The 23,788-nt window shown below is 65.0% G+C and carries 17 protein-coding genes, 2 pseudogenes and 1 riboswitch; of the genes and pseudogenes, 11 read left to right on the forward strand and 8 right to left on the reverse strand.

The annotated features are described in order from the left end of the window. Nucleotides 1-117 precede the first annotated feature (117 nt). Together ACCQ06_RS04740 and ACCQ06_RS04745 are read left to right on the forward strand one after the other, a co-directional pair. Entirely contained in the window at nucleotides 118-1,065 is a 948-nt protein-coding gene (locus ACCQ06_RS04740) for a Nudix family hydrolase (RefSeq protein WP_316690527.1), read from the forward strand. After that, nucleotides 1,053-1,337 (forward strand): annotated as a pseudogene (locus ACCQ06_RS04745) (P-loop nucleotide/nucleoside kinase family protein); the annotation flags it as partial. The gene ACCQ06_RS04740 and the pseudogene ACCQ06_RS04745, both read left to right, overlap by 13 nt. Before the next feature lie 242 nt (nucleotides 1,338-1,579). Here the strand turns inward: ACCQ06_RS04745 and ACCQ06_RS04750 are convergent. Both ACCQ06_RS04750 and metF read right to left on the reverse strand, forming a co-directional pair. After that, nucleotides 1,580-2,167 (reverse strand): hypothetical protein, encoded by a 588-nt coding sequence (locus ACCQ06_RS04750; RefSeq protein WP_316690528.1) that lies wholly within the window; start codon nucleotides 2,165-2,167, stop codon nucleotides 1,580-1,582. 146 nt (nucleotides 2,168-2,313) lie between these two features. Continuing rightward, nucleotides 2,314-3,141 (reverse strand): methylenetetrahydrofolate reductase [NAD(P)H], encoded by an 828-nt coding sequence (gene metF / locus ACCQ06_RS04755; RefSeq protein ID WP_104615852.1) that lies wholly within the window; start codon nucleotides 3,139-3,141, stop codon nucleotides 2,314-2,316. A 319-nt stretch (nucleotides 3,142-3,460) separates the two neighbouring features. Between metF and ACCQ06_RS04760 the strand changes: the two genes are divergently transcribed. Together ACCQ06_RS04760 and ACCQ06_RS04765 are read left to right on the forward strand one after the other, a co-directional pair. After that, entirely contained in the window at nucleotides 3,461-3,589 is a 129-nt protein-coding gene (locus ACCQ06_RS04760) for a hypothetical protein (protein WP_267191093.1), read from the forward strand. Nucleotides 3,590-3,720: 131 nt separating this feature from the next. Beyond that, entirely contained in the window at nucleotides 3,721-4,698 is a 978-nt protein-coding gene (locus ACCQ06_RS04765) for an NAD(P)H-quinone oxidoreductase (protein WP_316690531.1), read from the forward strand. Nucleotides 4,699-4,790: 92 nt separating this feature from the next. On the opposite strand, the pseudogene ACCQ06_RS04770 reads toward ACCQ06_RS04765, so the two are convergent. Continuing rightward, nucleotides 4,791-5,189 (reverse strand): annotated as a pseudogene (locus ACCQ06_RS04770) (VOC family protein). A gap of 368 nt (nucleotides 5,190-5,557) precedes the next feature. Between ACCQ06_RS04770 and ACCQ06_RS04775 the strand changes: the two are divergent. Continuing rightward, nucleotides 5,558-6,493: a Gfo/Idh/MocA family protein gene (locus tag ACCQ06_RS04775; protein WP_316690532.1), complete on the forward strand. Its 936-nt coding sequence runs from the start codon at nucleotides 5,558-5,560 to the stop codon at nucleotides 6,491-6,493. A 144-nt stretch (nucleotides 6,494-6,637) separates the two neighbouring features. On the opposite strand, the gene ACCQ06_RS04780 is transcribed toward ACCQ06_RS04775, so the two are convergent. From ACCQ06_RS04780 to ACCQ06_RS04790, 3 genes are all read right to left on the reverse strand, one after another. Further along, nucleotides 6,638-8,308 carry a histidine phosphatase family protein gene (locus ACCQ06_RS04780; RefSeq protein WP_316690533.1) on the reverse strand — a complete coding sequence of 557 codons (1,671 nt, stop codon included), beginning with the start codon at nucleotides 8,306-8,308 and terminating at the stop codon, nucleotides 6,638-6,640. Between the two features lie 628 nt (nucleotides 8,309-8,936). Beyond that, nucleotides 8,937-10,307 carry an alpha-amylase family protein gene (locus ACCQ06_RS04785; protein ID WP_316692501.1) on the reverse strand — a complete coding sequence of 457 codons (1,371 nt, stop codon included), beginning with the start codon at nucleotides 10,305-10,307 and terminating at the stop codon, nucleotides 8,937-8,939. A 571-nt stretch (nucleotides 10,308-10,878) separates the two neighbouring features. Beyond that, nucleotides 10,879-11,517 (reverse strand): hypothetical protein, encoded by a 639-nt coding sequence (locus ACCQ06_RS04790; RefSeq protein ID WP_316690534.1) that lies wholly within the window; start codon nucleotides 11,515-11,517, stop codon nucleotides 10,879-10,881. 167 nt (nucleotides 11,518-11,684) lie between these two features. Between ACCQ06_RS04790 and ACCQ06_RS04795 the strand changes: the two genes are divergently transcribed. Both ACCQ06_RS04795 and ACCQ06_RS04800 read left to right on the forward strand, forming a co-directional pair. After that, a complete protein-coding gene (locus ACCQ06_RS04795; protein ID WP_316690536.1) occupies nucleotides 11,685-12,230 on the forward strand; it encodes a DUF2058 domain-containing protein in 546 nt (181 codons plus the stop codon). 58 nt (nucleotides 12,231-12,288) lie between these two features. Next, nucleotides 12,289-12,846 (forward strand): DUF3228 family protein, encoded by a 558-nt coding sequence (locus ACCQ06_RS04800; RefSeq protein WP_316690538.1) that lies wholly within the window; start codon nucleotides 12,289-12,291, stop codon nucleotides 12,844-12,846. Nucleotides 12,847-13,034: 188 nt separating this feature from the next. Here the strand turns inward: ACCQ06_RS04800 and ACCQ06_RS04805 are convergent, their stop codons facing one another. Together ACCQ06_RS04805 and ahcY are read right to left on the reverse strand one after the other, a co-directional pair. Further along, on the reverse strand, nucleotides 13,035-13,628 hold the full coding sequence (locus ACCQ06_RS04805; protein WP_316690540.1) for a porin family protein: 594 nt from the start codon (nucleotides 13,626-13,628) through the stop codon (nucleotides 13,035-13,037). 970 nt (nucleotides 13,629-14,598) lie between these two features. Beyond that, on the reverse strand, nucleotides 14,599-16,041 hold the full coding sequence (gene ahcY, locus ACCQ06_RS04810; RefSeq protein WP_104614881.1) for an adenosylhomocysteinase: 1,443 nt from the start codon (nucleotides 16,039-16,041) through the stop codon (nucleotides 14,599-14,601). 31 nt (nucleotides 16,042-16,072) lie between these two features. Further along, nucleotides 16,073-16,187: riboswitch (S-adenosyl-L-homocysteine riboswitch) on the reverse strand. A 180-nt stretch (nucleotides 16,188-16,367) separates the two neighbouring features. Here ahcY and ACCQ06_RS04815 point away from each other — a divergent pair. The 4 genes from ACCQ06_RS04815 to ACCQ06_RS04830 all read left to right on the forward strand — a co-directional run bounded on the left by ACCQ06_RS04815 (nucleotide 16,368) and on the right by ACCQ06_RS04830 (nucleotide 23,778). Continuing rightward, a complete protein-coding gene (locus tag ACCQ06_RS04815) occupies nucleotides 16,368-18,926 on the forward strand; it encodes a S9 family peptidase (RefSeq protein ID WP_316690542.1) in 2,559 nt (852 codons plus the stop codon). Between the two features lie 450 nt (nucleotides 18,927-19,376). Further along, nucleotides 19,377-22,091, forward strand: coding sequence for a phosphoenolpyruvate carboxylase (gene ppc / locus ACCQ06_RS04820; RefSeq protein ID WP_316690545.1), 2,715 nt, complete (start codon nucleotides 19,377-19,379; stop codon nucleotides 22,089-22,091). 80 nt (nucleotides 22,092-22,171) lie between these two features. Further along, the gene (locus ACCQ06_RS04825) at nucleotides 22,172-22,744 is read left to right on the forward strand and encodes a TetR/AcrR family transcriptional regulator (RefSeq protein ID WP_104614883.1); all 573 of its coding nucleotides are present in this window, start codon (nucleotides 22,172-22,174) and stop codon (nucleotides 22,742-22,744) included. After that, the gene (locus tag ACCQ06_RS04830; protein ID WP_104614884.1) at nucleotides 22,741-23,778 is read left to right on the forward strand and encodes a DUF4105 domain-containing protein; all 1,038 of its coding nucleotides are present in this window, start codon (nucleotides 22,741-22,743) and stop codon (nucleotides 23,776-23,778) included. Before ACCQ06_RS04825 ends, ACCQ06_RS04830 begins: the two co-directional genes overlap by 4 nt. Nucleotides 23,779-23,788 lie beyond the last annotated feature (10 nt).

Genomic DNA, 23,788 nt, shown 5'->3' on the forward strand with positions numbered 1-23,788 from the left:
AGATTGGGGAGTCGGGATTGGCAGAAGCACGCGTGCTGCGCTTTGACCAATCCCGAATTCGCAATCCCCGCCCTCAAGCGATTGCGCTGAACCGCTGACTCGCGGCACTCTTGTTGCATGCCCGATTCCCTTCGATCCATCCACGTCGTTGCCGGCGTGATCACCGACCCGCGCGGCCGCATCCTGCTGACGCGGCGTACCGAAACCCGCGACATGCCCGGCCTGTGGGAATTCCCCGGCGGCAAGCGCGAGCCCGGCGAAACCTCCGAGCAGGCGCTGGTGCGCGAGCTCAATGAAGAACTCGGTATCGAGGCCCAGGTCGGCGAGTGGGTCATGGACGTGCCGCAGCTGTATCCGGACAAGCGCCTGCGCCTGGAAGTGCGGCACATCGCATCCTGGAAAGGCAGCCCGCGCGGTCGCGAAGGCCAGGCCATGACCTGGGTGGCGGCCGACAAACTTGCGCGTTATTCGATGCCGCCGGCCGACGTGCCGGTGGTGGGTGTGCTGCGTCAGCCCGACCGCTATCTGATCACGCCCGAGCCAGACGACGATGCGCGCTGGCTGGAAAGTCTGGAGCGCGCCCTGCAGGACGGCGTGACCCGCATCCAGCTGCGCGGGCGGCAGGTTGCGCCAGCGCGTTGGCAGGCGTTGTTGCAGCAGGTGATGAACCTGCGCGGTCGTGCGCGCGCGCAGCTGCTGCTCAATCGCGATATCGCGCTGGCTGCGGAACTTGGTATCGGCGTGCATCTGGGATCGGAGCAGTTGGCCGGTTTGCAGGAGCGCCCGCTGCCCGCCGAACACCTGGTGGCCGCCTCGTGCCATGGGGTGGAGGATTTGCGCCATGCGCAGCGGCTTGGCTGCGATTTTGCGGTGCTGGGCCCGGTGCAGGCCACCGCATCGCATCCGGGTGCGACACCGCTGGGATGGGACGGCTTCGAAACCCTGCGCGAGCAGGTGTCGTTGCCGATCTACGCGCTCGGCGGCATGCAGGCGGCCGACCTGCGCGAAGCACGCTCGCATGGCGCGCAAGGTATTGCGGCGATTCGCTCGCTGTGGCCGCAGTGAGCGAATCGCCACCGACGCTGGTGGTGTTCGGTGGATTGTCGGGCGTGGGCAAAAGCGTCATCGCTCAGGCCTTGCTGATGCAATGCCCCGCGTTTTATCTGCGCATCGATACGATCGAGCAGGCACTGCGCGAGAGTGGTGAACTCGCGACCGAGGTCGGGCCGGCGGGCTACCTGATCGCTTACGCACTTGCGCAGGCCAATCTACGCCAAGACCATGTGGTGGTCGCCGACTGCGTGAATCCGTTGCCGGTCACCCGTGCATCCTGGCGCGCGGGGAAGCGCTGCGCACGCAAAGCCGCGTGAGGGTGTTCGCAGTAGAGACGGTCTGGCGCTGCAACCCACGTGTGTGATGGACCGATCCAACCTCGCTGCCAGTGTGTGGCTGCTGACAAAACAGCGATGTGTCGTTTGGCGGAGCAGGCAGCGTGGTCAAAGAACTGCGGCAGCGCGTGCCAATGCTGAGCATGCGGGGCAACGTCCGTGTGATGCACGCAGTGTGTTCGTAAACCGCCTTAAAACGTCACCCAAAAGCAGTTGTATTGCCGGCGCAAGCGCAACACGCTGCGCGCAGGCGTGCCGCTGGCGAGGTTCTGTTCCAGGCGCAGGCCCCACGGGCGTGGGCGTGTGGGCGCGGGCAGTGGCGCATCGATCGTGCTGCCGTCCAGCGACGGGGTTGCCGCGGCGGTGTCTGCATCTCCGGTGGGCGTATCGGTCTGCGGATACATCGGTGCGATGTCCAGCAGCGGGCGTTGCACGATGGCTTCCAGCCGGCTCAGCACCTGGTTGGCCGCTGCGTCGGATTGCCCGCTCCACAGGTAGAGACTGGACAGGCGATTGACGTCGCGACTGTCCACGGCGCTTTGCAGGAGCGACACCAGCTCGCTCAGCTTGCGTGGGCAGCCATAGCGGTGCAGCCCGGTGTTGCCCTGCGTGTGCGCAGCTGGCGGGGCGCGCATTGCAGCGCCCACGTCTTCGCAACGGCGGTCGGTGAACATGGTTTGCCCGTCCGGCGTGACGCAGCGACGGATCTCCTGTGCCTGCACGCGGTTGGCGGCAGGCAGGCAAAGCAGCAACAACATCACTGGCAGGAGGCGAGACATCCGCGCAGCGTAGCCGGGCGCGCGTGAGCTGGCGAGGAACGCGAAAGAGCGCACGCCTGCGCGTATGGCATAGCTGGCCGCGCCCGCGTGCGTTGAAGCATTTCTACTGGCGGTTTGCGGCAAGTGGTTATAGCGCGCGACCGCCCTCAGCGCCCGAGCAACTGCAGCACCTGCGTGGTCGGCTTGGCCAGGTTGAGCGTATAGAAGTGCAGCGCCGGTGCGCCGCCGGCGATCAGGCGCTCGCACAAACTGGCCACCACTTCGGCACCGAAGGCGCGCACCGCATCGGCGTCGTCGCCGTAGGACTGCATCTTCTTGCCGATCCAGCGCGGGATCTCGGCACCGCATTGCTCGGAAAAACGCCGCAGCTGCGAGAAATTGGAGATCGGCATGATGCCGGGCACAATCGGCACCTCCACGCCCATGCGCTGCACCGCATCGCGAAAATGGAAGTAGGCATCGGCGTTGTAGAAATACTGGGTGATTGCCGCATCGGCGCCGGCATCGACCTTGGCCTTGAAGTAGCGCAGGTCGCTCAAGGCATCGACCGCTTGCGGATGGGTTTCCGGATACGCGCCGACTTCGATCCGGAAGGCATCGCCGTGCTCGGCGCGGATGAAGGCGATCAGTTCCGAGGCATAGCGCAAATCGCCAGGGTGCCCCATCCCCGAGGGCAGATCGCCGCGCAGCGCGACGATGCGGGTACAGCCGATGGCGCGATACAGCTTGAGCAGTTCGCGGATCTCCTGGCGGCTGCCGCCGACACAGGACAGGTGCGGCGCGGCTTCGAAGCCGTGCTTCTGCTTGAGGTGGCGCACCGTCTCGGAGGTGTAGCTGAGCGTGGAGCCGCCGGCGCCGAAGGTGCACGACACATATTCGGGCGCATAGCCCTTCAACTTGGTCGCGGTGCGGTCCAGCTGTGCGCGCTGGTCGTCGGTCTTGGGCGGGTAAAACTCGAAGCTGAGATGCGTCATCGCGGCGGGTCCGGCGGATCGTGTCCGCATAATATCGCTTCATCGCGATGAATGCATATTTGGTTGCGAATGTCTCGATTGGTTGGCTGCAATCGCAAGCATGCAGGTGCGCAATGCAGCGGTTGCATGGTCGGGTCTGCTTGCGTGCGATCGCCGCATGACGTGGCGTGCGCGGCAGGCTTGGGTACCCCGCGCCACTTGATCGGAGCGCGACATGCAAGAGCAGGAAATGGACGTTATCGCCGAATCGCTGGGCCGCATCTGGGTGGCGTTGGCGCGCAGTGTCGGCGATCTGGCGCTCGCCTTCTAACAGCCCGGTGTGGATGGCAGCAAGTTGCTGAGCGACTTTGCGGCGCGTCTGCCCTCAGGCCAGGACGACGGTACGTCTAAGGTGTTCGAAGCGATCCGCCAGTACATCGACCAGGGCGTCGCTCCCGACCAGGAGTGAGCATCGCCACGCGCGTCCGCTGCACGCAGTCGCGCGCGATGCAGGCCTGGTGTGCAGCCGCATCGCATGCTCTACGCCACGTATTGACATCTGCCTGCCTACACTGGGCGCACCTTTAACGGAGCGCCTTGATGTCCGACACCACGATGACCGCCATCGCCATCCGCGATGGCAAGGGCGACGCCGACGCGCTGTATGCCACCGAACAGGCGCGCCCACGTCCGGCGCCGGGGCAGGTGCTGATCCGCGTACATGCGGCGGGCATCAACCGCCCGGATCTGCTGCAGCGCGCCGGGCACTATCCACCGCCGCCGGGCGCGCCGGAAACGCTGGGTCTGGAAGTGGCCGGCGAGATCGTGGAGCCGGCCGGTCGCTGGAAGGTGGGCGAGCGTGTCTGTGCGCTGCTGGGCGGCGGTGGCTATGCGCAATATGCGGCGGTCGATGCGCGGCATGTGCTGCCGATTCCTGCCGGCATGGATCTGGTGCAGGCGGCCGCGTTGCCGGAAACCATCTTCACTGCCTATACCAACCTGTTCGAGCATGGCCGCTTGGCGGCCGGCGAATGGCTGTTGCTGCATGGTGCGACTTCAGGGATTGGCGTCACCGCCATCCAGATGGCCAAGGCCGCCGGTGCGCACGTGTTGGCCACTGCGCGCTCGGCCGGCAAGGCGGCGCAGGCGCGCGAGCTGGGCGCCGATGTGGCGATCGATTCCACCAGCGAATCGTTTGTGGACGTGGCCAAAGCGCATGGCGGCGTGGACGTGGCGCTCGACATGGTGGGCGCTGCGGTCTTTGCCGATACGCTGGAAGCGCTCAACCCGCGCGGGCGCATCGTCTACATCGCCTCGCAGGCCGGCTCGACCATCGAGGTGCCGATTCCGCAGCTGATGCGCAAGCAGGCCATCCTCACCGGCTCGACCCTGCGTCCGCGCAATGCCGACGAAAAGGCGCGCCTTGCCGCGGAGGTCGAGCGCGTGGTGTGGCCGTGGATCGAACAAGACAAGATCCGCGTGCTGATCGACAAGCGCTTCCCGCTCGGTGAGGCGGCTGCGGCGCATCGCTATCTGGAGCAGGGCAGCCATCTGGGCAAGGTGGTGCTGGAGATGTAGTCCGCACTCGGTCGTCGCTGCGAGTTCCGCAGACAACGGACGACCGCAAGCGCAGCAGCATGACGATGCGAGCCGATACCGCTGGCAGGCGCTTATCCGGTGCTGTCGACTACCGCTTCGATGTGGTGGCCATCGGGGTCGATGGCGAACGCGGCGTAATACGCGTCGCCGTAGTCGGGACGCAAACCCGGCACGCCGTTGCTGCGACCGCCGTGCTCCAGTGCGGCAAAATGGAAGGCGTCTATCGCAGTGGCGGTGCTGGCCGCAAATGCGAGATGGAATCCGCGGCTCGGTGCGCGTTGCGTTGCCTGTTGTTGTTTCACAGCCGGCCAGTCCTCGCCACCGGGACTCCAGTAGCCGACGGCCTGATCCGGCGTGCCCGGCTCCAGGTCCGACCACACCCGCACCTAGCCGAGTGCTCTAAGCACGGCGTCGTAAAAGGACGCCGATGCCGCGATGTTGCCAACATCAATGGAGACGTGATGCAGCATCGATGCAGTCCTGCGATGAGTGGCGCCTGTGTGCCGGCCGGCGACCCCGATCCGTACGGATGCAGGGCGTTAATCGCTGCAATGGCCGCGGGCCGTCAAGACGCGTGCCGCAATCGGCGCGGCGGCGTGTATCGCATCTTTCAGCAGGTGGTGCAGCTGCGCAGTACTGACGAAGCCGCTGCATGGCAGCCACGCAGGTATAGCAAAACAAGCAGGAGCGATGTCTCGCAGCGGGCTATGCCCGGGTCGTACACTGCGCCGTCGCACGTGTGGCAGGAGGTCTGCCCAGACGTTGCGTCGGCCCGCTCCCTTCGCCGCAGGCAGCACAGCGCGGCGGGTCCACCTCCTCTATCAGCACGAAGGTTTCGATGAAGCATCCAGACGCATTGCGCATTGCCCTTGTCGGGATCGGCAAGATCGCCCGCGACCAGCACGTGCCGACCATCGCCACGCGCCCGGACGTGCAGCTGGTGGCCACGGTGAGCCGGCATGGCACGGTCGATGGCGTCCCGGCGTATCACACCCTGGATGAAGCGTTCGCCGCGCATCCGGAGCTTGAAGCCGTCGCCCTGTGCACGCCACCGGTGGGGCGGCATGCATTGGCGCAGGCAGCGTTGAGCGCTGGCCGGCATGTGTTTCTGGAAAAGCCGCCGGCCGCCACGCTTGCCGAGATCGACGACCTGCGCAAGGTGGCGCAGCAGGCGCAGCGCAGCCTGTTCACCAGTTGGCATTCGCGTTGCGCGGCCGGCGTGGAGCCTGCGCGCGCGTGGTTGGCCGACAAGCAGATCGTGCGTGCCCACATCACCTGGAAGGAAGACATCCGCCACTGGCATCCGGGTCAGGACTGGATTCTCGAACCCGGCGGCATGGGCGTGTTCGATCCCGGCATCAATGCGTTGTCCATCGTCACTCACCTGTTGCCGCGCAGCTTCGCATTGCGCGAGGCCGAGCTGCACACACCGCAAAACCGTCAGGCGCCGCTGTATGCCAGGCTCGCGTTTGTCGATACCACCGGCGTGCCGGTGACGGCGGAATTCGACTTCCTGCAGACCGGCCACCAACGCTGGGATATCGAAGTGGAAACCACCCAGAGCGTACTGATGCTCAGCGAAGGCGGTGCCAAACTGCACATCGACGGGCAGGCGCAGGCCGTGCCCGCATCGAGCGAATACGACGGCCTGTATCGGCGGTTTGTGCAGTTGGTGCGTGCCGGCGAATCGGAGGTGGATGTCGCTCCGTTCGTGCATGTGGCCGATGCGTTTTTGCTCGGGGCACGCACGGTCACCGCGCCGTTTGCCTGGTAATCGATCGCGCTATCGCGGCGAACCTAAGGATGAACAACACCGGCCGTTGGTCGGTGTTGTTTTGTCGGGGTCGGGTATTTGCACGGTGACTTCAATGCCATCGCGCCACATGCGCAGGGACGCCGCCGCTGCTGCCGCTGCCGATCAACGGCTTTCCAGCGCCACGTCGTCTTGCTCGACGTTATCGGCATTGCGGACACCCGCCACCGCGATGGGTGGACTCGCCGGCTTGCGCAGCGCTGGGGTGATCTGCGCGCGGAAGCGCCTGACCACCCACGTCTCATCGAGCAACGCAAACGCGAAGAAACCCAGCAAGGTGCCTGCGACCAGCGTGGGCGCATGCGTAAACGTGCCAGGTAACAACAGACTGAGCCACAGGAAGATATTGGGCGAGGTCTGCAGCAGGTGAATATCCGCCGCAATGCCGGCGTCGATCTGCTTGCCGGTCACGCGCTGGTGCGCGCGCAAGTACATGGCACTGCCCACGCGGCACGCCAGCAATAGCGTAAACGGCAGCAGCAATGCTCCCCAGGCGTGCCAACCGCCATCCATCAATGCGTGCACAAGTGCGGTTCCTTCGGTGCGCAGCCCGACCAGCAAGGCCATCGGCACCATCGTCAATGCGCCCACCCAGCCCCAGTTGGTTGCGAGCTTGCCGGCCGCGATCGGGCGCGCCCGCCGCCATCCCTGTGCGGCCAGCGAGGGCAGCGCCAAGGCAAGCAGCAGCACCACGAAGAACCGCTCCAGCGCATGCGCGTTGCCCAGCAGCTCGCGGTGATCCACAACCAACACCAGCAACAGCAGCGGCAGCAGCACCGACAACACCAACGTATAGCGCGCTGCAAAGAAGTAATCGCCGCCGCGCGCCAGCGAGAAGGTCGGCACCGACAACGCTGGCGGCACGATCAATAGCAGGCCGATCACATGGATCCATTCGTTCTGGAACTGTGTGAGCAACAGCATGGCGCAGAGCGCGCGTGCCACGCTGATCACGCACAGCGCAATGTTCTCCGGCCCTCGCGTCAACCGCAAGGCGCCGGCCTCGATGCGTACCGACAGGAAAAACGCATTGACTGCCAGCAAGACGACGATGGCCGTAGTGCTGGCAATATGCAGCACACGCACGCCTGCGCACGACAGCGCGAAGCCACCTAGCGCGGCCAGTAACATCCATTGCAGGAGATGGATTTCGGTTTGCTCGCCCAGATAGTTCATGCGTGAGGAACTGCGCGCAGTCATCTGCTTGAGCTCGTCCCACGACAGCGGCCGGGAGTTGGGCAGCCGGAAGTCGATGTAGTCGGCAGGTGGCAGGCCGGAGGCGATCAGCGCAAACACCTCGACGATGTATTTGTGCGCCACCACCAGCACCTGCTTGCCTTGCCTGTCCAATGGCGCAAGCACGGTATCGTAGTAGTGCTTGCAGCGGGCATACATGTCCATCCAGTGTTCGCCATCGGGTGGCGCGCCGTCGGCATCGTGGAAGCAGGCGTCGTAGAGGCGGTGGCCGATCGACTTCTTGATCAGCGTTTTGTTTTTGCCGGCGAAGATGCCGAAGTCGCGCTCTACCAATGCAGCGCTGGTGATCACCTGCGGTGTCCCGGTGACGCCTTCCAGGATGATGGCCGCGGTTACCTGCGCGCGTTCGAGCGTGGACACGTGGACCTGATCGAAGTGCAGCCCGCGTCGACGAACGTAATCGGCTGCCTGGCGCGCCTGGCGACGGCCCAGCGGGGTGAGTGGCGAGTTCTGCGCGCCTGCAAAATAGTTCTGTTCGTTTGCGAGTGACTCGCCATGACGGACGAAGTACAAAGGCATCGGCTGGGCTCCGGTAATGCACCACTGGTGGGTGAGTCCGGTAGCGTTGCAACACGAGTTGCCGACACAGCCCGTGCGCAGCTGCCAGACAACCGCTGATGGATGCGGCGTGGCCGCGTATCCGTCGGTGCCTCGCGCCGTCGGCCCATGTGACGGTTGCTTGCGACGTTGTGTCGATCATTGCTCATGCGGCAAGGCCATCGGCTCGCGGTCAACCGATTGCACGCCATGTGGGCAGGTGGGGCGGCATGCATCCGATTGCCAGTAGGTCCGGCGAGCCGGGCGTTTCGTTGCGACGCGAACGCTGTTTTTATCGATCGATTCATCTGCTGAGCAAGAATGTGTCGATCGCACCGGTTGCGTCATGCCTGCGCGTCATCGAGCGCGGCGACATGCGGGCAGTGCCGTTGCGCGATGCGAAGCGGTCGTGCTGCCTGCAAACGCACAACCCCTGCGCACGCGGAATGCGGCGCAGGGGTTGGTTGATGCGTTCAACAACACGTGGCGATCACGCAGCGCTCCTATTGGTCGCCTGCTTGCGATATCTGGTTACTTACTGGTGCGCAGGTGCGATGTACATCACCTGCTCATGCAGGCAACGCCGGTCGGCGCATTTCTGCGGTCGGGATTAGCGCCGCCACATCCGCGTGCCGCGTGCCGGCAGGGTAAACGTGTAGGAGCCGCTGGTGATGCGCACCACGTTGCCCGAGCCCAGCGCGTCCACGTAGTCTGCATTCCAGTAAAGCACGCTGTTGTTCATGCCGACGGTGGTGGTGACCGGGTTGCCGCATTTGTTGATGCCCACGATGCCCAGGCTGCCGCGACGGAACAGGATGTGGCAGGAACTGGACGACAACACCTGCATGTCGGTGCCCTGCACGCCATTGTGGAAGCCGATCATGCGGCGTAGATCGTCGCGCTGGTAGGCGTTGACCCAACGGTTGTCGCCGCTCTCGTTGTTGTCGGTGTAGACCATCGGCATGCCGCCGTTTCGGCCGATCAGATACGCATAGGCCAGGGTTTCGTCGACCGGGTCGAGAATGGCGTAACGGAAGCCGTCGTTGTTGGGAATGTCGTGAGTGATGGCGAAAGTCACCGCGCGATTGCCCGGCAATGCCTGGCCGCTGCTGGCCGGGTCCACCAGCTGCTGCATGCTGGCACCGACCGCGAATGCATTGCGCACTGCGTTGAACAACGGAAAGTCGTAGGCTGCATGCGGCGTGGATTGCAGATATGGCGCCAGAAACTGATCGTAATCGCCATTGCCGGTGCCGCCGCCGGTGATCACTTCGCCGAACACATAGACGCCGGAGCGGATGCCGGCATCGAACACGCGGTTCAGATGATCGAAGGTCATGTGCTTGGCCGCATCCACGCGGAAGCCGGTCACGCCCAGGCCCTTGAGTGCCTGCAGATAGGCGCGCTGCTGTTGCACCACCCAGTCGTTACCGACCAGATCCGGCAAGCCCGGGTCGCTGCCGCCGCCGCAGATGCGGTAATTGCGCACCTGGAAGGCGTCGTTGTAGTTGGTGATGCACTGCGCCGGGCCAAAGTCGCTGGCGCTCAGAAAGTTCGACTGCAAGGTGCCGAACAGGCGCAGCGCATCGTAACGTCCCGGGTTGGCTGCGTACTGCGACAACACCGCACTGCCGGGGTAGTTGAGGTCCGAGCGCGTCGCCGCTTCGTTGGCCATGTGGTTGAGCACCACGTCGGCATAGGTTTCCACGCCATTGTTGGCCAGCGCCTGCACCATGCGCGAAAACGCAGCGGTGTCGCCCAGCGGGCCGTCGATCACGCGCAGATCCTGCGGTTGATAGCGCGCCCACCACGCGCTGCCTTGCGAACGATAGGCCGGGGCCACCAGCACCTTGCGATAGCCGGCATCGGCGATCTGTTTGGCGCGTGCTTCCACGGTGGCGTATGGCCAGTTGAAGGCATGCAGGATGACATCGGCCTGCACATTAGCGGTGGTCAGCAGCAAGACCAGCGCTGTCAGCAGCAGGCGGCCGCATCGCTGCATGAGCGAGGGTGGAGCATGAGCAGGCGTATTGCGCATCGGATGGTTCTCCAGTCGGTAAGCGCGAGCATCCGCGCAGTCCGCGATGCCCACATCAAGGCCTCCGGCCCCTGTTCCGGAAAGCGCGCGCACGGCGTGCAGCGCGCGGTGATGCTAAGCGCGCATCGCGCCGCAGCATCGGTGCTGTGCATACGTATTCAATGCGGCGAACCGCCAAACTGGGCGCAGGGTTCGACGGCAACAGCGTGGTTGGTCGCACAAACGCGTCCCTTCCGCTGCGGCTGGTGCGCGTTGCATCGCGCTGGGGTGTCTGCGCGGCTAATGCGGGTGGTTAGCGACGTATTGCCATCGACGATGGCCATCGCAGTCGTGGGATGCTGCAGTCAGTGCTAGCGGTGTTCGCTAGGCAGCGTGATTGCGCTCGACGTTGCAGCGTATTTGAAGCTGCCTTGAGCGGTCTACGCAACAACACTGGGCAGAAACGTCGTAAACACCATGTATTGCAGCGCAGTGCGCCGGTGCAGTGCGTTCTGCACCGGCTGGCGAACGGTACTCAGCGATACACGTGGCGGAGCTCATCGCGTGTGTGCAAATCCTGCAGTTTGCTCAGCGGTAGCTCGATGTGTTCGTCGGTGTAATACGCCGGCTGCTTGGCGGCGCTGCCGCCCGCATCGCGCTCGGCGCCCTTCCACTTGCTGAAGCCCTTTTGCGGCAGGGCCAGGGTGATGGTTTCGCCACTGACGCTCTGCACCCGCACCACACCGTAGGCGTGTCCATCGTAGGCGCCGGGCACCACCGTCTGCAGGTCCACGGTGTACAAGTCGCCCGCCGCAGGCTGCGCCAGCAGCGCGTTGTCCTGCTTGGATGTCTGCGAGGCGCTGTAGGCGCCAAAAACCACCAGGATCGCAATCAACCCGAGCAGCACCAGCCCGCCAAACCTGCGGTAGGCAGGAATCGGCGGCTTGCCCTGGGACGCTTCGAAGGTTTTGGTGTCCAGCAGGGTGCTGTGGTTGCAGCCGTCGCACACGCGCAGGTACTGCTTCTTGGTGACCCAGCTGAAGATGTACCAAAGGTGCGCATAGCGGTAATGCAGGACATTGCGAAAACTGCGCTGTTGCGCGCATTGGTCGCAATGCGCGCCGTCGGTGGCGCCGAGTGCGATGACGTCGCCGCCCGATCCCCAGATGATCATCATTCGTCCTTGAACTATATGGAAGTGGTACATCATAAGCGCTGTTTAGCCGGTCGCGCACCTGTCGGGCGCCTCGCGGCGGGGGATAGCGACGGGCCGGACCGGCCACGCAGGTGCCTGGCGCCGGTCGCGTTAAACTAGCCGCTAGTCCACTGTCGATGTCGCCCATGCGTAATCCACTGCAAGAACAGCTGCTCAAGGCTGGCCTGGTCAAAAAAGCCCAGGTGGACAAGGTTGCGCGCGAGCAGGTCAAGCAACGGCACGCCAAGGGTGGAGCGGTCACCCCTGCCGATGCCGACAAGGTGGATGCGGCGCGCTTGCAGGCCGAGCGTGCCGAGCGCGATCGGGCGCTGGCCGAAGAACGCAACGCGCAGCTGCGCAAGCAGGAAGTGCTGGCGCAGGTGCGCCAGATCGTGGAGACCAGCAAGGTCAAGCGCGAAGGCGAGATCGACTATCGCTTCAACGATGGCAGCGTCATCCGCAGCGTGCTGGTTAGTCCCGCGTTGCGCAGCCAATTGGCCAGTGGCGCATTGGTGATCGTGCGGCACGGCGACGGTTTCGAGCTGATTCCGCGCGTGGCTGCCGACAAGGTCTACAGCCGCGATCCAGGCACTGTGGTGCTGGATCACGCCCGCAGCCCCGCGCCGCCATCGAGCGATAGCGACGACGATTACTACAGCCAGTTCAAGGTGCCCGACGATCTGATCTGGTAAGTGGTCGCGCGCAGCACTGCGCGTTACCCTGGCGCTCTTTGCCGCCGACCCCGTTGCCATGTCGATCGTTCTCACGCCGTTTGCCCGCACCCGTTTGTTTCCGCGCGACGGCCGTCGCAATGCGATCCAGGACTGCACCGCCGAGCAGTTCATCCAGCATCTCAACGACACGCCACCGCTGCGCGTGATCGAAGGCTACGCGCCGTTCTGCCAGCTGCATGTGCACCGCAACTGGACCAGCACCCGTTGCCTGACGGTACCGATCAGCGCAGACAACCGGCACCTGCTGCGCTCCGGTTACGAAGCGCGCAACACCCAGGAATTGCCGGTCTTGGTGCGCTGGTTCGAAGGTGTCGAGCCGCCGGTCGCGCAGTACATGCTGCCGATCCTGTACAGCCGCGATCAGCTGGCCAAAGAAGGCGCACCCATCGATGCGGACTGGGGCGTGGTCGGTTGCCTCTACACCGCCGAGCCGGACGAAATCCCGATGGCGCCGATCACCATGTTGCGCAATGCGCTCGGCGTGGAAGAGGGCGGCTCGGGCGTACCGCTGGACCGCGCCGCGTATCGGCACAGCGTGGCGTTCTGGGAGCGCAATGCGAATTGGAGGCCATAGCGAGCGCCTACCTTGACTTGCGCCGCGCGGTTTCCCGCGCGGCATGAAAGGTCGACTGACCGGGAGTCCAGGCGTGTATCTGCTGTGCGGCGCCGCATTGCCGCCTGCGCAGGGCGTATTCAAGGGCGGCGCCGAGCTGTGTGTGTTTGTGTCAGGACGACAGTCGTTGTTTGTCGTTCGGCGCTTTTCTAGAACCGGTACTCGGCATTCATTGAGGCCATGTCGGTGCTCAGGTCCACGTCGAATTTCTTGGCGTTGTAATGGTCGTAATTGACGCCAACGCTGAAATGCTCGCCCAGGTTGTAGCCAACGCCGGCACCTGCATACCACGATAGCTTGTCCAGGTCGGAGCGGTCCGACACGGTGTCATTGCTCAAACCTTGACCCTTCCAGCCATACAGCCCGCCGCGCATGCTGGCATACCATTTGTCGCCCAGTGCGAAGTGCTGATTCACACCGACCGTCCACCCTCGCAGTTGGCTCTCGTCTTCCACGACTGCGCCACTGTTGAACAGATTCTTGGCCTGGATATTGCCAAGATCGTTGTAGCCAGCTTCAAGGCCAACGGAAAGCCAAGGAAACAGCATGTTCCAGCGATAGCCGGCGGAAACGGTGTAACCGGTATCGCTGCCATCGTACGGCCCGCTCTTGAGCGAGGTGCGGCCAACGCCTCCGTTGACGAACCAGCCCGATCCGTTGCCGGGAGCGGTCTGTGCAGAGACGTCGGACACGGCTGTCAACGCCAGGACCGAAAGGACTAACGCGACCATGGTGTTTTTCATGAAAAGTTCTCTTGATTGAGTCATCACGCTGAAGGAGGCACGAATGCACGCTGCGCGAGGCACTAACGTGGCAGCGCGAGACTAGTGAGCGGAGTTTGGAAAGTTGTTAGCGATCGGCGCACGTGCGCAACCGCGCACCATGAGACATGAAGCAAGGGCGTTCGGCCGTGCATCTCGACCGATCCATTCAATCGCGCATGACGCGAAACTGCGCTTGTGCAGACCTATCGAGTGTCTATCAACCTCGCCGATACCGCAGTTCTTGAGATCACGGCAGAGCGGGTGGCACGCATGCTGCCGCAACGGCATGGCTGACCAGTGGATGGGAGCATGACGTTTTGCGGGCGCTGGACGCGTGTGTGTTGCTCATGGTCTAGCCAATCCCGATTTCCGGTTGGTCCTGCCCACGCCAGGTGCGTGTGCGTATCGGCCCGTGAAGCTGTCCTTCGTCACGTAGATGAGCGAACACGTCAGCCGGCGTCCAGCCACCGAGCGCGTCGGCGAAAGATAATTGCAGCGATTGAAGATATGTCGGTGCTTCGCACAGTGCGCCCTGCGTGTCGTAGGTGATACAGATGCCCTGGCCTGTCTGGATTCCTGCAACGAGAAGTTGCTTGGGTAGCGGGCCCGGCGGACACACAACAGCGGATGCTGTCTTCGATGATGGCCTCGACATATTCGGTGGATGTTTTCAATGACGCAGCTCCATTTGTGCAAGGCGCGATATCGGCTCTGCTGCAGATGGACAGGTTCGGCACGTTCGATGGGCGGCATGCGACAGGCTGTTGTCGTGCCCAGGCATGGCTTGCTGCTGGCACACGCGTCCCACGCCCAAGGGATTCGTTTGCCGAGTGTGGCGGGCAATGTGGCCGCGATCGAACGCCCGATTAGGTCATCGCAAACGAAAACGGGCGCCTTGCGGCGCCCGTCTGTTTCAAATCGTTGCAAGGGCGATCACTCGCCCCATCACTCAGTAGCGGTAATGGTCCGGCTTGTACGGGCCGGCCACGTCCACGCCGAGATAATCGGCCTGATCCTTGGTCAAGGTGGTCAGCTTGACGCCGATCTTTTCCAGGTGCAGGCGGGCCACTTCCTCGTCCAGGTGCTTGGGCAGGATGTAGACCTTCTTCTCGTAGGTGTCGCGCTTTTCCCACAGGTCGATCTGCGCCAGGGTCTGGTTGGCGAACGAGTTGGACATCACGAAGCTCGGGTGGCCGGTGGCGCAGCCCAGGTTCACCAGGCGGCCGTCGGCCAGCAGGAAGATCGCGTTGCCGTTGGGGAACACGTACTTGTCCACCTGCGGCTTGATGTTGATCTTCTCCACGCCCTTGAGTGCATTCAGCGCATCGACCTGGATCTCGTTGTCGAAGTGGCCGATGTTGCACACGATGGCCTGGTCCTTCATCGCCTGCAGGTGCTCGACGGTGATGATGTCCTTGTTGCCGGTGGTGGTGACATAGATGTCGCCGCGGCCCAGGGTGGATTCGATGGTGTTGACCTCGTAGCCTTCCATCGACGCCTGCAGGGCGCAGATCGGGTCGATCTCGGTGACGATGACGCGGGCGCCATAGTTACGCAGCGAGGCGGCGCTGCCCTTGCCCACGTCGCCGTAGCCGCAGACCACGGCGACCTTGCCGGCCAGCATCACGTCCATCGCGCGCTTCAGGCCATCGGCCAGCGACTCGCGGCAGCCGTAGAGGTTGTCGAACTTGCTCTTGGTGACCGAGTCGTTGACGTTGATGGCCGGGATCAGCAGCTTGCCGGCTTCGGCAATCTGGTACAGGCGGTGCACGCCGGTGGTGGTCTCTTCGGAGACGCCCTTCCAGTCCTTGACCACGCGGGCCCAGTAACCCGGGCGCTCGACGGCCACGCGCTTGAGCAGCGCCTTGATCACGCTTTCTTCGTGCGAGGACGCCGGCTCGTCGACCCAGGTGCTGCCGTTTTCGAGCTCATAGCCCTTGTGGATCAGCAGGGTGACGTCGCCGCCGTCGTCCACCACCAGCTCCGGGCCGGTCAGGGTGCCGTCGGGCAGGGTGAAGGTCAGCGCGTCCAGGGTGCAGTCCCAGTACTCTTCCAGCGTCTCGCCCTTCCAGGCGAACACCGGCGTACCGCTGACCGCGATGGCGGCGGCGGCGTGATCCTGGGTGGAGAAGATGTTGCACGAGGCCCAGCGCACGTTGGCGCCGATGTCCTTGAGCGTTTCGATCAGCACCGCGGTCTGGATGGTCATGTGCAGCGAGCCGGTGATGCGCACATTCTTCAGCGGCTTGCTCTGTGCGTGCTTGCGGCGGATCGACATCAGGCCCGGCATCTCGTGCTCGGCGATGTCCAGCTCCTTGCGACCCCAATCGGCCAGGGAGAGGTCGGCGACCTTGAAGTCGTCGTTTGCAGCGGTTTTTGCGACAGCGTTCATGCAATTGCTCCGGTAGGCAGGCGAATGTCTGCAATTCCGGGCGCCGTTGAACGAGAAATCCCTGTCGAGCCTGGCCGTATGTGTCTGCACGGTTGGTGCAGTTGGCAGATCGATCTGCCATAGCGGTCGCAGCGCCCCTCGACGAGGGTCAGATTATATCGGCAGCACCCCCGTCCGGCATGAATTGCCGCTCACCCCAACCAACGGCAGGGGGAGCAGCCGACGAGCGGCTGCTATGGTCCGGAGTCGATCCAGAGCGGGGAACGGACATGCAGGCCAAACGGAAAGCGCACCACGGGTGCCGGCACGGCGATGAAGGGCGCGGTATGCCGGCGCTCGATGCGTCGCCGCTTGCCAGGCCCGGCGGCCATCCGCTCGATGCTGTGGTGACCGGCCGGGCACTGGCGCGTGCGCTGTTGCTGACGGTCCTGGGTGCGCCGCTGCTGGCCTCGGCGGCCGGCGTGCCGGCATCCCCGCCGGCGGCAGCGGCCAGCAGCGGTTATCGGCTGCCGTCCCCGGCGCTGCAGGCGGTGGTGGACGCGCCGCGCGCGCCGCTGCTGCAGTTGTCGCCCAAGCGCGACCTGGCCGCGATGCTGCAGTTGCCGGCGTTGCCGGATATCGCCGAGGTGGCCCAGCCCGAACTCAAGCTGGCCGGCGTGCGCATCCACCCCAAGACCCACGCGGCCAGCCGCTTCTCCTTCGCCAGCAAGCTGTGGCTGCTGGCGGTGGCCGACGGCAGCGAGCGCCAGATTGCCGGGCTGCCGTCGCCGTTGTCGCTGGCGGACCAGAGCTGGTCGCCGGATCAGCGCTACCTGGCGTTCCGGCGCGAAGATGCCGCCAGCGGCGCCAACGAGCTGTGGCTGGTGGACGTGGCCGCCGGGCAGGCGCGGCGTCTGGTGGCCGGCTTGAACACCAGCGTCAACGACGCGTTGCGCTGGTTGCCCGATGGCAGCGGGTTGCTGCTGCAACGGCAAGTGGACGGGCAGGGTGCACCGCCGGCGCGCGATGCGACACCGGACGGCCCGGCGATCCAGCAGACCAGCGCCGCGGCCGGAGTACGCTCGCTGCCGACCTATCAGGACCTGCTGCGCAACGAGGCCGATGCGCGCGTGTTCGAGTACTACGCGACCGGCCAGCCGATCATCGTCACGGTGAGCGGGCAGGTGCGCCCGATTGCCGCGCCCGGTATCTACCTCAACCTCTCGGTATCGCCGGATGGCCGTTACATCCTGAGCGAACGCAGCGAGCGGCCGTTCTCGTACCTGGTGCCGGTCGACAACTTCGCCCGACGGATCGAGGTGCTGGATCTGCAGGGCAGGCTGGTGCGCCAGATCGCCCAGGTGCCCTTGGTGGAAGGCCTGCCGACCGGCAACGACGCGGTGCCCACCGGCGTGCGCGATATCGCCTGGCGCGCCGATGCGCCGGCCACGCTGGTGTGGGCCGAGGCACAGGACGGCGGCGACCCGGCACGCGAGAGCAAGATCCGCGATGCGGTGCGGATGCAGGCCGCGCCGTTCACGCGTGCGCCGGTGACGCTGGCGCAGCTGGGAAGCCGATTCGACGGTATCCAGTGGGGCCGTGGCGATCTGGCGATCCTGAGCGAAAGCTGGTGGAAGACCCGCCGCATCAAACAATGGCGCATCGCCCCCGATCAGCCCAAGCAAGCGCCCGAGCTGCTGTGGGACCGCTCCTCGCAGGACCGCTACAACGACCCGGGAACCCCGGCGACGGTGGCCGACGGCAAGGGCCGTCCGCTGCTGCAGACCAGTGCCGACGGCAATAGCCTGTTCCTGCTCGGCAAGGGCGCCTCGCCGGAAGGCGACCGCCCGTTTGTGGATCGCTTCGATCTGCAAAGCAAGCGCGCCACGCGGTTGTTCCATTCGCAGGCGCCCACCTATTCCGCGCCTCTGGCGCTGCTGGATGCGCAAGGCACGCAACTGCTGCTCAGCCGCGAATCGCCTGAAGAACCGGCCAACTACTTCGTGCAGGCACTGGGCGATGCGGCGCCTGCACCGCGTGCGTTGACGCAGTTCGCACATCCATTGCCGCAGTTGCGTGGCGTGCAGAAGGAGCAGATCCGCTACAAGCGTGCCGATGGCGTGGACCTCACCGCCACACTGTTGCTGCCGCCCGGTTACGACCCCAAACGCGACGGCCCGCGGCCGCTGCTGATGTGGGCCTACCCGGGCGAGTTCAAAAGCGCCGACACCGCCAGCCAGGTCACCGACTCGCCGTATCGTTTCAATGCGATCAGCTACTGGGGCCCGCAGGCATTTCTGGCGATCGGCTATGTGGTGCTCAACAACCCGACCATGCCGATCGTCGGCGAAGGCGATGCCGAACCCAACGACACTTACGTGCCGCAGCTGATCGCCGATGCGCAGGCGGCGGTGGATGAAGTGGTGCGGCGCGGGGTCACCGACCGCGCGCGCATCGCCATCGGTGGGCATTCGTATGGCGCCTTCATGACCGCGAATCTGCTCGCGCATACGCGCCTGTTCAAAGCCGGCATCGCCCGCAGCGGCGCGTACAACCGCACGCTCACCCCGTTCGGTTTCCAGGCCGAAGAACGCAACTACTGGCAGGCGCAATCGGTGTATCAGGCGATGTCGCCGTTCAACTACGCCGACAAGATCAAGGACCCGCTGCTGCTGATCCACGGCCAGGACGACAACAACACCGGTACCTTCCCGATCCAGAGCGAGCGCCTGTTCGCCGCGATCAAGGGCCTTGGCGGCACCGCGAAGCTGGTACTGCTGCCCAACGAATCGCATGCGTATCGCGCGCGGCAATCGATCCTGCAGATGCTGGCCGAGAGCGAGCAGTGGTTGAACAGCAATCTGGGCGAGCCGGTGAAAGAGACCGGCGCTCCGGGTACTCGTTGATCGAGGGTGCGGAGCTGCGCGCGATGAGGTGTTACCGATAAAGCCGTGTCGCGCCCGGGTGCGCTCCTACGAGTGGTGTTGCCTATGTGGTCGCAGGATGTGTGTGGCGTGCAGTGCGGAGGGGCGCTGCATGCGTGCGTCGGCGTGCGCGATCGTAGAGTGCGGCGGTCAAGCCGCGTCGCGCCCGGGTGCGCTCCTACGAGTGGTGTTGCCTATGTGGTCGCAGGATGTGTGTGGCGTGTAGTGCGGAGGGGCGCTGCACGCGGGCGTCGGCGTGCGCGATCGGAGAGTGCGTCGATCACGCCTCATCGCGGCCGGGTGCGCTGCTACGCAAGTCGTCGTGCCTGGGTGCGATGGTTCGTGCTGAAACCGTCGCGCCTGTCGCAACCCTCTAATCCTTTTGGGTTAGTCTTCGACGACTTTGCGCTTTGATGAGGGTGTGCGTTTCCGATGAACGAGTACCGCAGCAGTCTTGTGTTCGCTACCCCCGATCTTCCCTTGCGCGACGATGTGCGTCGCCTGGGTGCACTGGTTGGCGATCTGCTCGCCGAGCAGGTGTCTGCGGAATTCCTCGATGAAATCGAACGCGTCCGTACCACCGCCATTGCGCGGCGCGAGAGCGATGCGCCGCCCTCCACGCTGAGCGAGCAGTTGACCGGGCGTGAGCCGCGCGATGCCGAGTCGCTGGTACGGGCCTTCAGCACGTATTTTCAGGTGGTCAACATCGCCGAGCGCGTGCATCGCATCCGCCGCCGCCGCGAGTACCAGCGCAGCGGCATCGATACGCCGCAGCCCGATGGCCTGCACGATGCTCTGCGCCGGCTCAAGGCGCAGGGCGTGACGCTGGACGAACTCAGCGAGTGGCTACCGCGCATCGACGTGGAGCCGGTGTTCACCGCGCACCCGACCGAAGCGGTACGCCGCGCGCTGCTGGAAAAAGAACAGCTGATGGTCGCCAGCCTGGTCGACAACCTCGACGGCATGCGCACGCCCAACGAGCGCGCCAGCGATGCGGCGCGTTTCCGCATGGCCCTGACCGCTTCGTGGCAGACCGCCGACTCCTCGCCGGTGCGTCCCACCGTGGACGACGAACGCGAGCACGTTGGGTTCTATCTCACCCAGGTGCTCTATCGCGTTATCCCGGTGATGTACGAAACCCTCGAACACGCCATCGAAGAAACCTACGGCAGCGTGCCGACCCTGCCGCGCCTGCTGCGCTTCGGCACCTGGGTGGGCGGGGACATGGACGGCAATCCCAATGTGGATGCCACCACCATCGCCGGGACGCTGGATGCGCAGCGCCGCGCGGTGCTGGACCGCTACCAGAAAGAACTCTGGCAACTGGCCAGCCTGCTCAGCCAGTCGACCACGTTGGTGGCGGTGAGCCCGGCGTTGAACGCGCAACTGGAGCGTTACCGCGCCTTGCTGCCGGACGCGGCTGCGCGCTCGCGCCCACGCCACGGCGACATGCCGTACCGGCTGCTCAACGACCTGATGCGCGCGCGTCTGCAGGCCACGCTGGACGATGCCGATGGCGCCTACAGCGCACCATCGGAGCTGGAACACGATCTGCAACTGATCCTGGACAGCCTGCAGGCCAACCAGGGTCTGCACGCCGGGTGGTTTGCGGTGCGCCGGCTGTTGTGGCGCGTGCGCAGCTTCGGGTTCCATCTGGCGCGGCTGGATGTGCGTCAGGAATCGAGCGTGCATGCGCGCGCGGTGGCCGATGCCTTGGGCCAGGATGACTGGGACGCGCAGGACTCTACACAGCGCGCCGCGCTGCTGGGCCCATACGCGTCCGGCGAACAGGCATTGCCGCAAGTGGACGATGAAGGCAACGCGCGGCTGGATGCGGTGTTCGCCGCACTTGCCGATGCACGCACGCGCCACGGTGCCGATGCGCTGGGCAGTTACATCATCTCGATGGCGCATAACCGCGCCGATGTGCTCACCGTGCTCGCCCTGGCGCGGCGTGGTGGCCTGGTCGATGACGCCGGTGCGGTGCCGCTGGATATCGTGCCGCTGTTCGAAACCGTGGACGATCTGCGTGGCGGCACCGGCACCGTGCAGGACCTGTTGGCCGACCCGGTGTATCGCCAGCATTTGGCCGCGCGTGGCGACACGCAGATGGTGATGCTGGGCTATTCGGACAGCGGCAAGGACGGCGGCATCGCGGCTTCGCGCTGGGGTCTGCAGCGCGCGCAGGTCGAGCTGCTGGAAGCAGCCGCCGAGCTCGGCGTGCGGCTCACATTTTTCCATGGCCGCGGCGGCTCGATCGCCCGTGGCGGCGGCAAGACCAGCCGCGCGCTGGATGCCGCGCCGCGCGGCAGCGTCGATGGTCGTTTGCGCGTCACCGAGCAGGGCGAGGTGATCCATCGCAAGTACGGCATTCGTGCGCTGGCATTGCGCTCGCTGGAGCAGATGACCGGCGCGGTATTGCTGTCCAGCCTGCGTCCGCGCGCACCCGAGCCGCGCGAGGACAACTGGCGGCCGGTGATGGATCTGGTTGCCGAACGCAGCACGGTGGCGTATCGCGCCTTCGTCGGTGCGCCGGATTTCATGCAGTACTTCCGCCTGGCCACGCCGATCGATGTGATCGAACGCATGACGCTGGGCTCGCGTCCATCGCGCCGGCTGGGCCAGGACGCGGCATTGTCGAATCTGCGCGCGATTCCGTGGGTGTTTGCCTGGAGCCAGGCGCGTGCAGTGATTCCGGGTTGGTACGGCGTGGGCAGCGGCTTGCAGGCGGCGGTGGATGCCGGGCATGAAGACAGCTTGCGCGAGATGGCGCAGGACTGGCCGTTCTTCCGCACCTTCCTGGACGACATCGCCATGGTGCTGTCCAAGGGCGACCTCAACATCGCCGAACTGTTCTCGCGTCTATCGGGCGACCTGCATACGCGGTTTTTCCCGCAGATTCGCGACGAACTGGCGCTGACCAAGCGCTGGGTCAAGGCGCTGCTGCAACAGCAATCGTTGCTGCAGCATGACCCGCGGCTGGCGTTGTCGATCCGCCTGCGCAACCCCTACATCGACCCGATCAGCGTGTTGCAGGTCGACCTGCTGCAACGTTGGCGTGCCACCGATGGCGAAGACGACGACTTGCTGCGCGCGCTGGTCGCCTGCGTCAACGGCGTCTCGCAAGGCGTGCAGAACACCGGCTGATCCGACCGTTGGTCGGACAGGGGGCGGAATCGTCAAGCGGACTCTGGCGTTAACGGACAAATCTGTCCGATAATGCCGGGATGACGACTCCCCGCCCTGATGCCGCGCTGCGCCGCCGGCAGATTCTCGATGCCGCCGACGAAGTGTTCAGCGAACACGGCGTCAATGCCCCGTTGGAACTGGTGGTGGAGCGTGCCGGCCTTGGCCGCGCCACCCTGTACCGCAATTTCCCGGACCGCGAGGCACTGATGACCGCCTTGATGGCGCGCGGGCTGGATGGCCTGGAGCGGCTGGCCGCCGATCTGGCCGACCGCCCGGATGGGTTGGCCGTGTTGCTGCACGACGTGGCCGAGCACATCGCCCAGTCTGCGCCGCTGGTGGATTTCTGGCGCTCGATGGAACGTGCACACCCGGCGGTGGAAGCGGCCGACCGGCGCGCGGTGGCGATCTTTTTGCCGTTCGTGCAGCGCGCCCGCGACGCCCGCCTGTGCCGGGCCGATGTCGACGACGAGCAACTGCTGCTGGTGATCGACATGCTGGGCAGTTGCCTGCGCGGTCACGACGAAGCCGAGCGCAAACGTCTTGCCCATCGCTCGGCAGACCTGCTGATGCACGCGCTGGGCATGCACGTGCCGGAAGGCGGCACTCGATGACACCGGCTACCCGCGCGGTGATCGGCCGCTGGGCGCTGCGCGTGGCGCTGGTACTGGCGGCGCTGTGGGGCGGCCTGGCGATCTATTTCGCGCTCACCGGAAATGCCGTCGTGCGTGGCGGTTGGGTGGCATCGTGGTGCGCGATGGCGCTGGCTGCGTTGTGGGGTTTGCGCCGTGGCCGCGAGAACTGGGCGCTGGTGGGTATCTTCGGTGCCGCGTTCGTGGTGCTGGCGGTGTCGTGGGGCTTCATGCAGCCCAGCCAGGACCGCGACTGGGCCGATGATGTCGCCCAGCGTCTGCAACCGGAGGTGCACGGCAACATCGTCACCCTGCACAACGTGCGCAATTTCGATTGGCGTAGCGAAACCAACTACGTCCCGCGCTGGGAAACCCGCCAGTACGATCTGGATCGCCTGGTCAGCGCCGACCTGGCGTTGTCGTACTGGATGGGCCCGGCGATTGCGCACACGCTGGTGTCGTTCGGCTTCGACGATGGCTCGCACGTGGTGTTTTCGCTGGAAATCCGCAAGGAACGCGGCGAATCGTTTTCTGCGGTGGGCGGGTTCTTTCGCAGCTTCGAAGAAACCCTGGTGGCCGCCGACGAGCGCGACATCCTGCGCGTGCGCACCAATGCGCGCGGCGAAGACATGTATCTGTATCGCCTGGCCATTCCCAAGGCCGGCCTGCGCCGCATGTTCATGGGCTACGTGGGGCTGGCCAACGATTTGAATCGCAAGCCGGCCTTCTACAACACGCTGACCAGCAATTGCACCACGATCGTGTTCGCCCTGGTGCGCCAGCTGCAGCCCACCTTGCCGCTGGATCACCGCTTGCTGCTGTCCGGCTACGCCGATGAATATGCGTACGACCATCATGGCCTGATGCCGGGCTATGACTTTGCGACGTTGAAGCAACGCGGGCATTTCACCGCGCGTGCCATCGCCGCCGACACCGCAGCGGATTTCTCCGAACGCATCCGCGCCGGCATGCCGCAGGCGCCAGCGCCCGGCGCGTCGACGAGTGCAGCGCGGTGACGCTGCACAG

It is taken from the genome of Xanthomonas sp. NCPPB 4467, from assembly GCF_041475665.2.
Taxonomy (GTDB): Bacteria; Pseudomonadota; Gammaproteobacteria; order Xanthomonadales; family Xanthomonadaceae; genus Xanthomonas; species Xanthomonas dyei.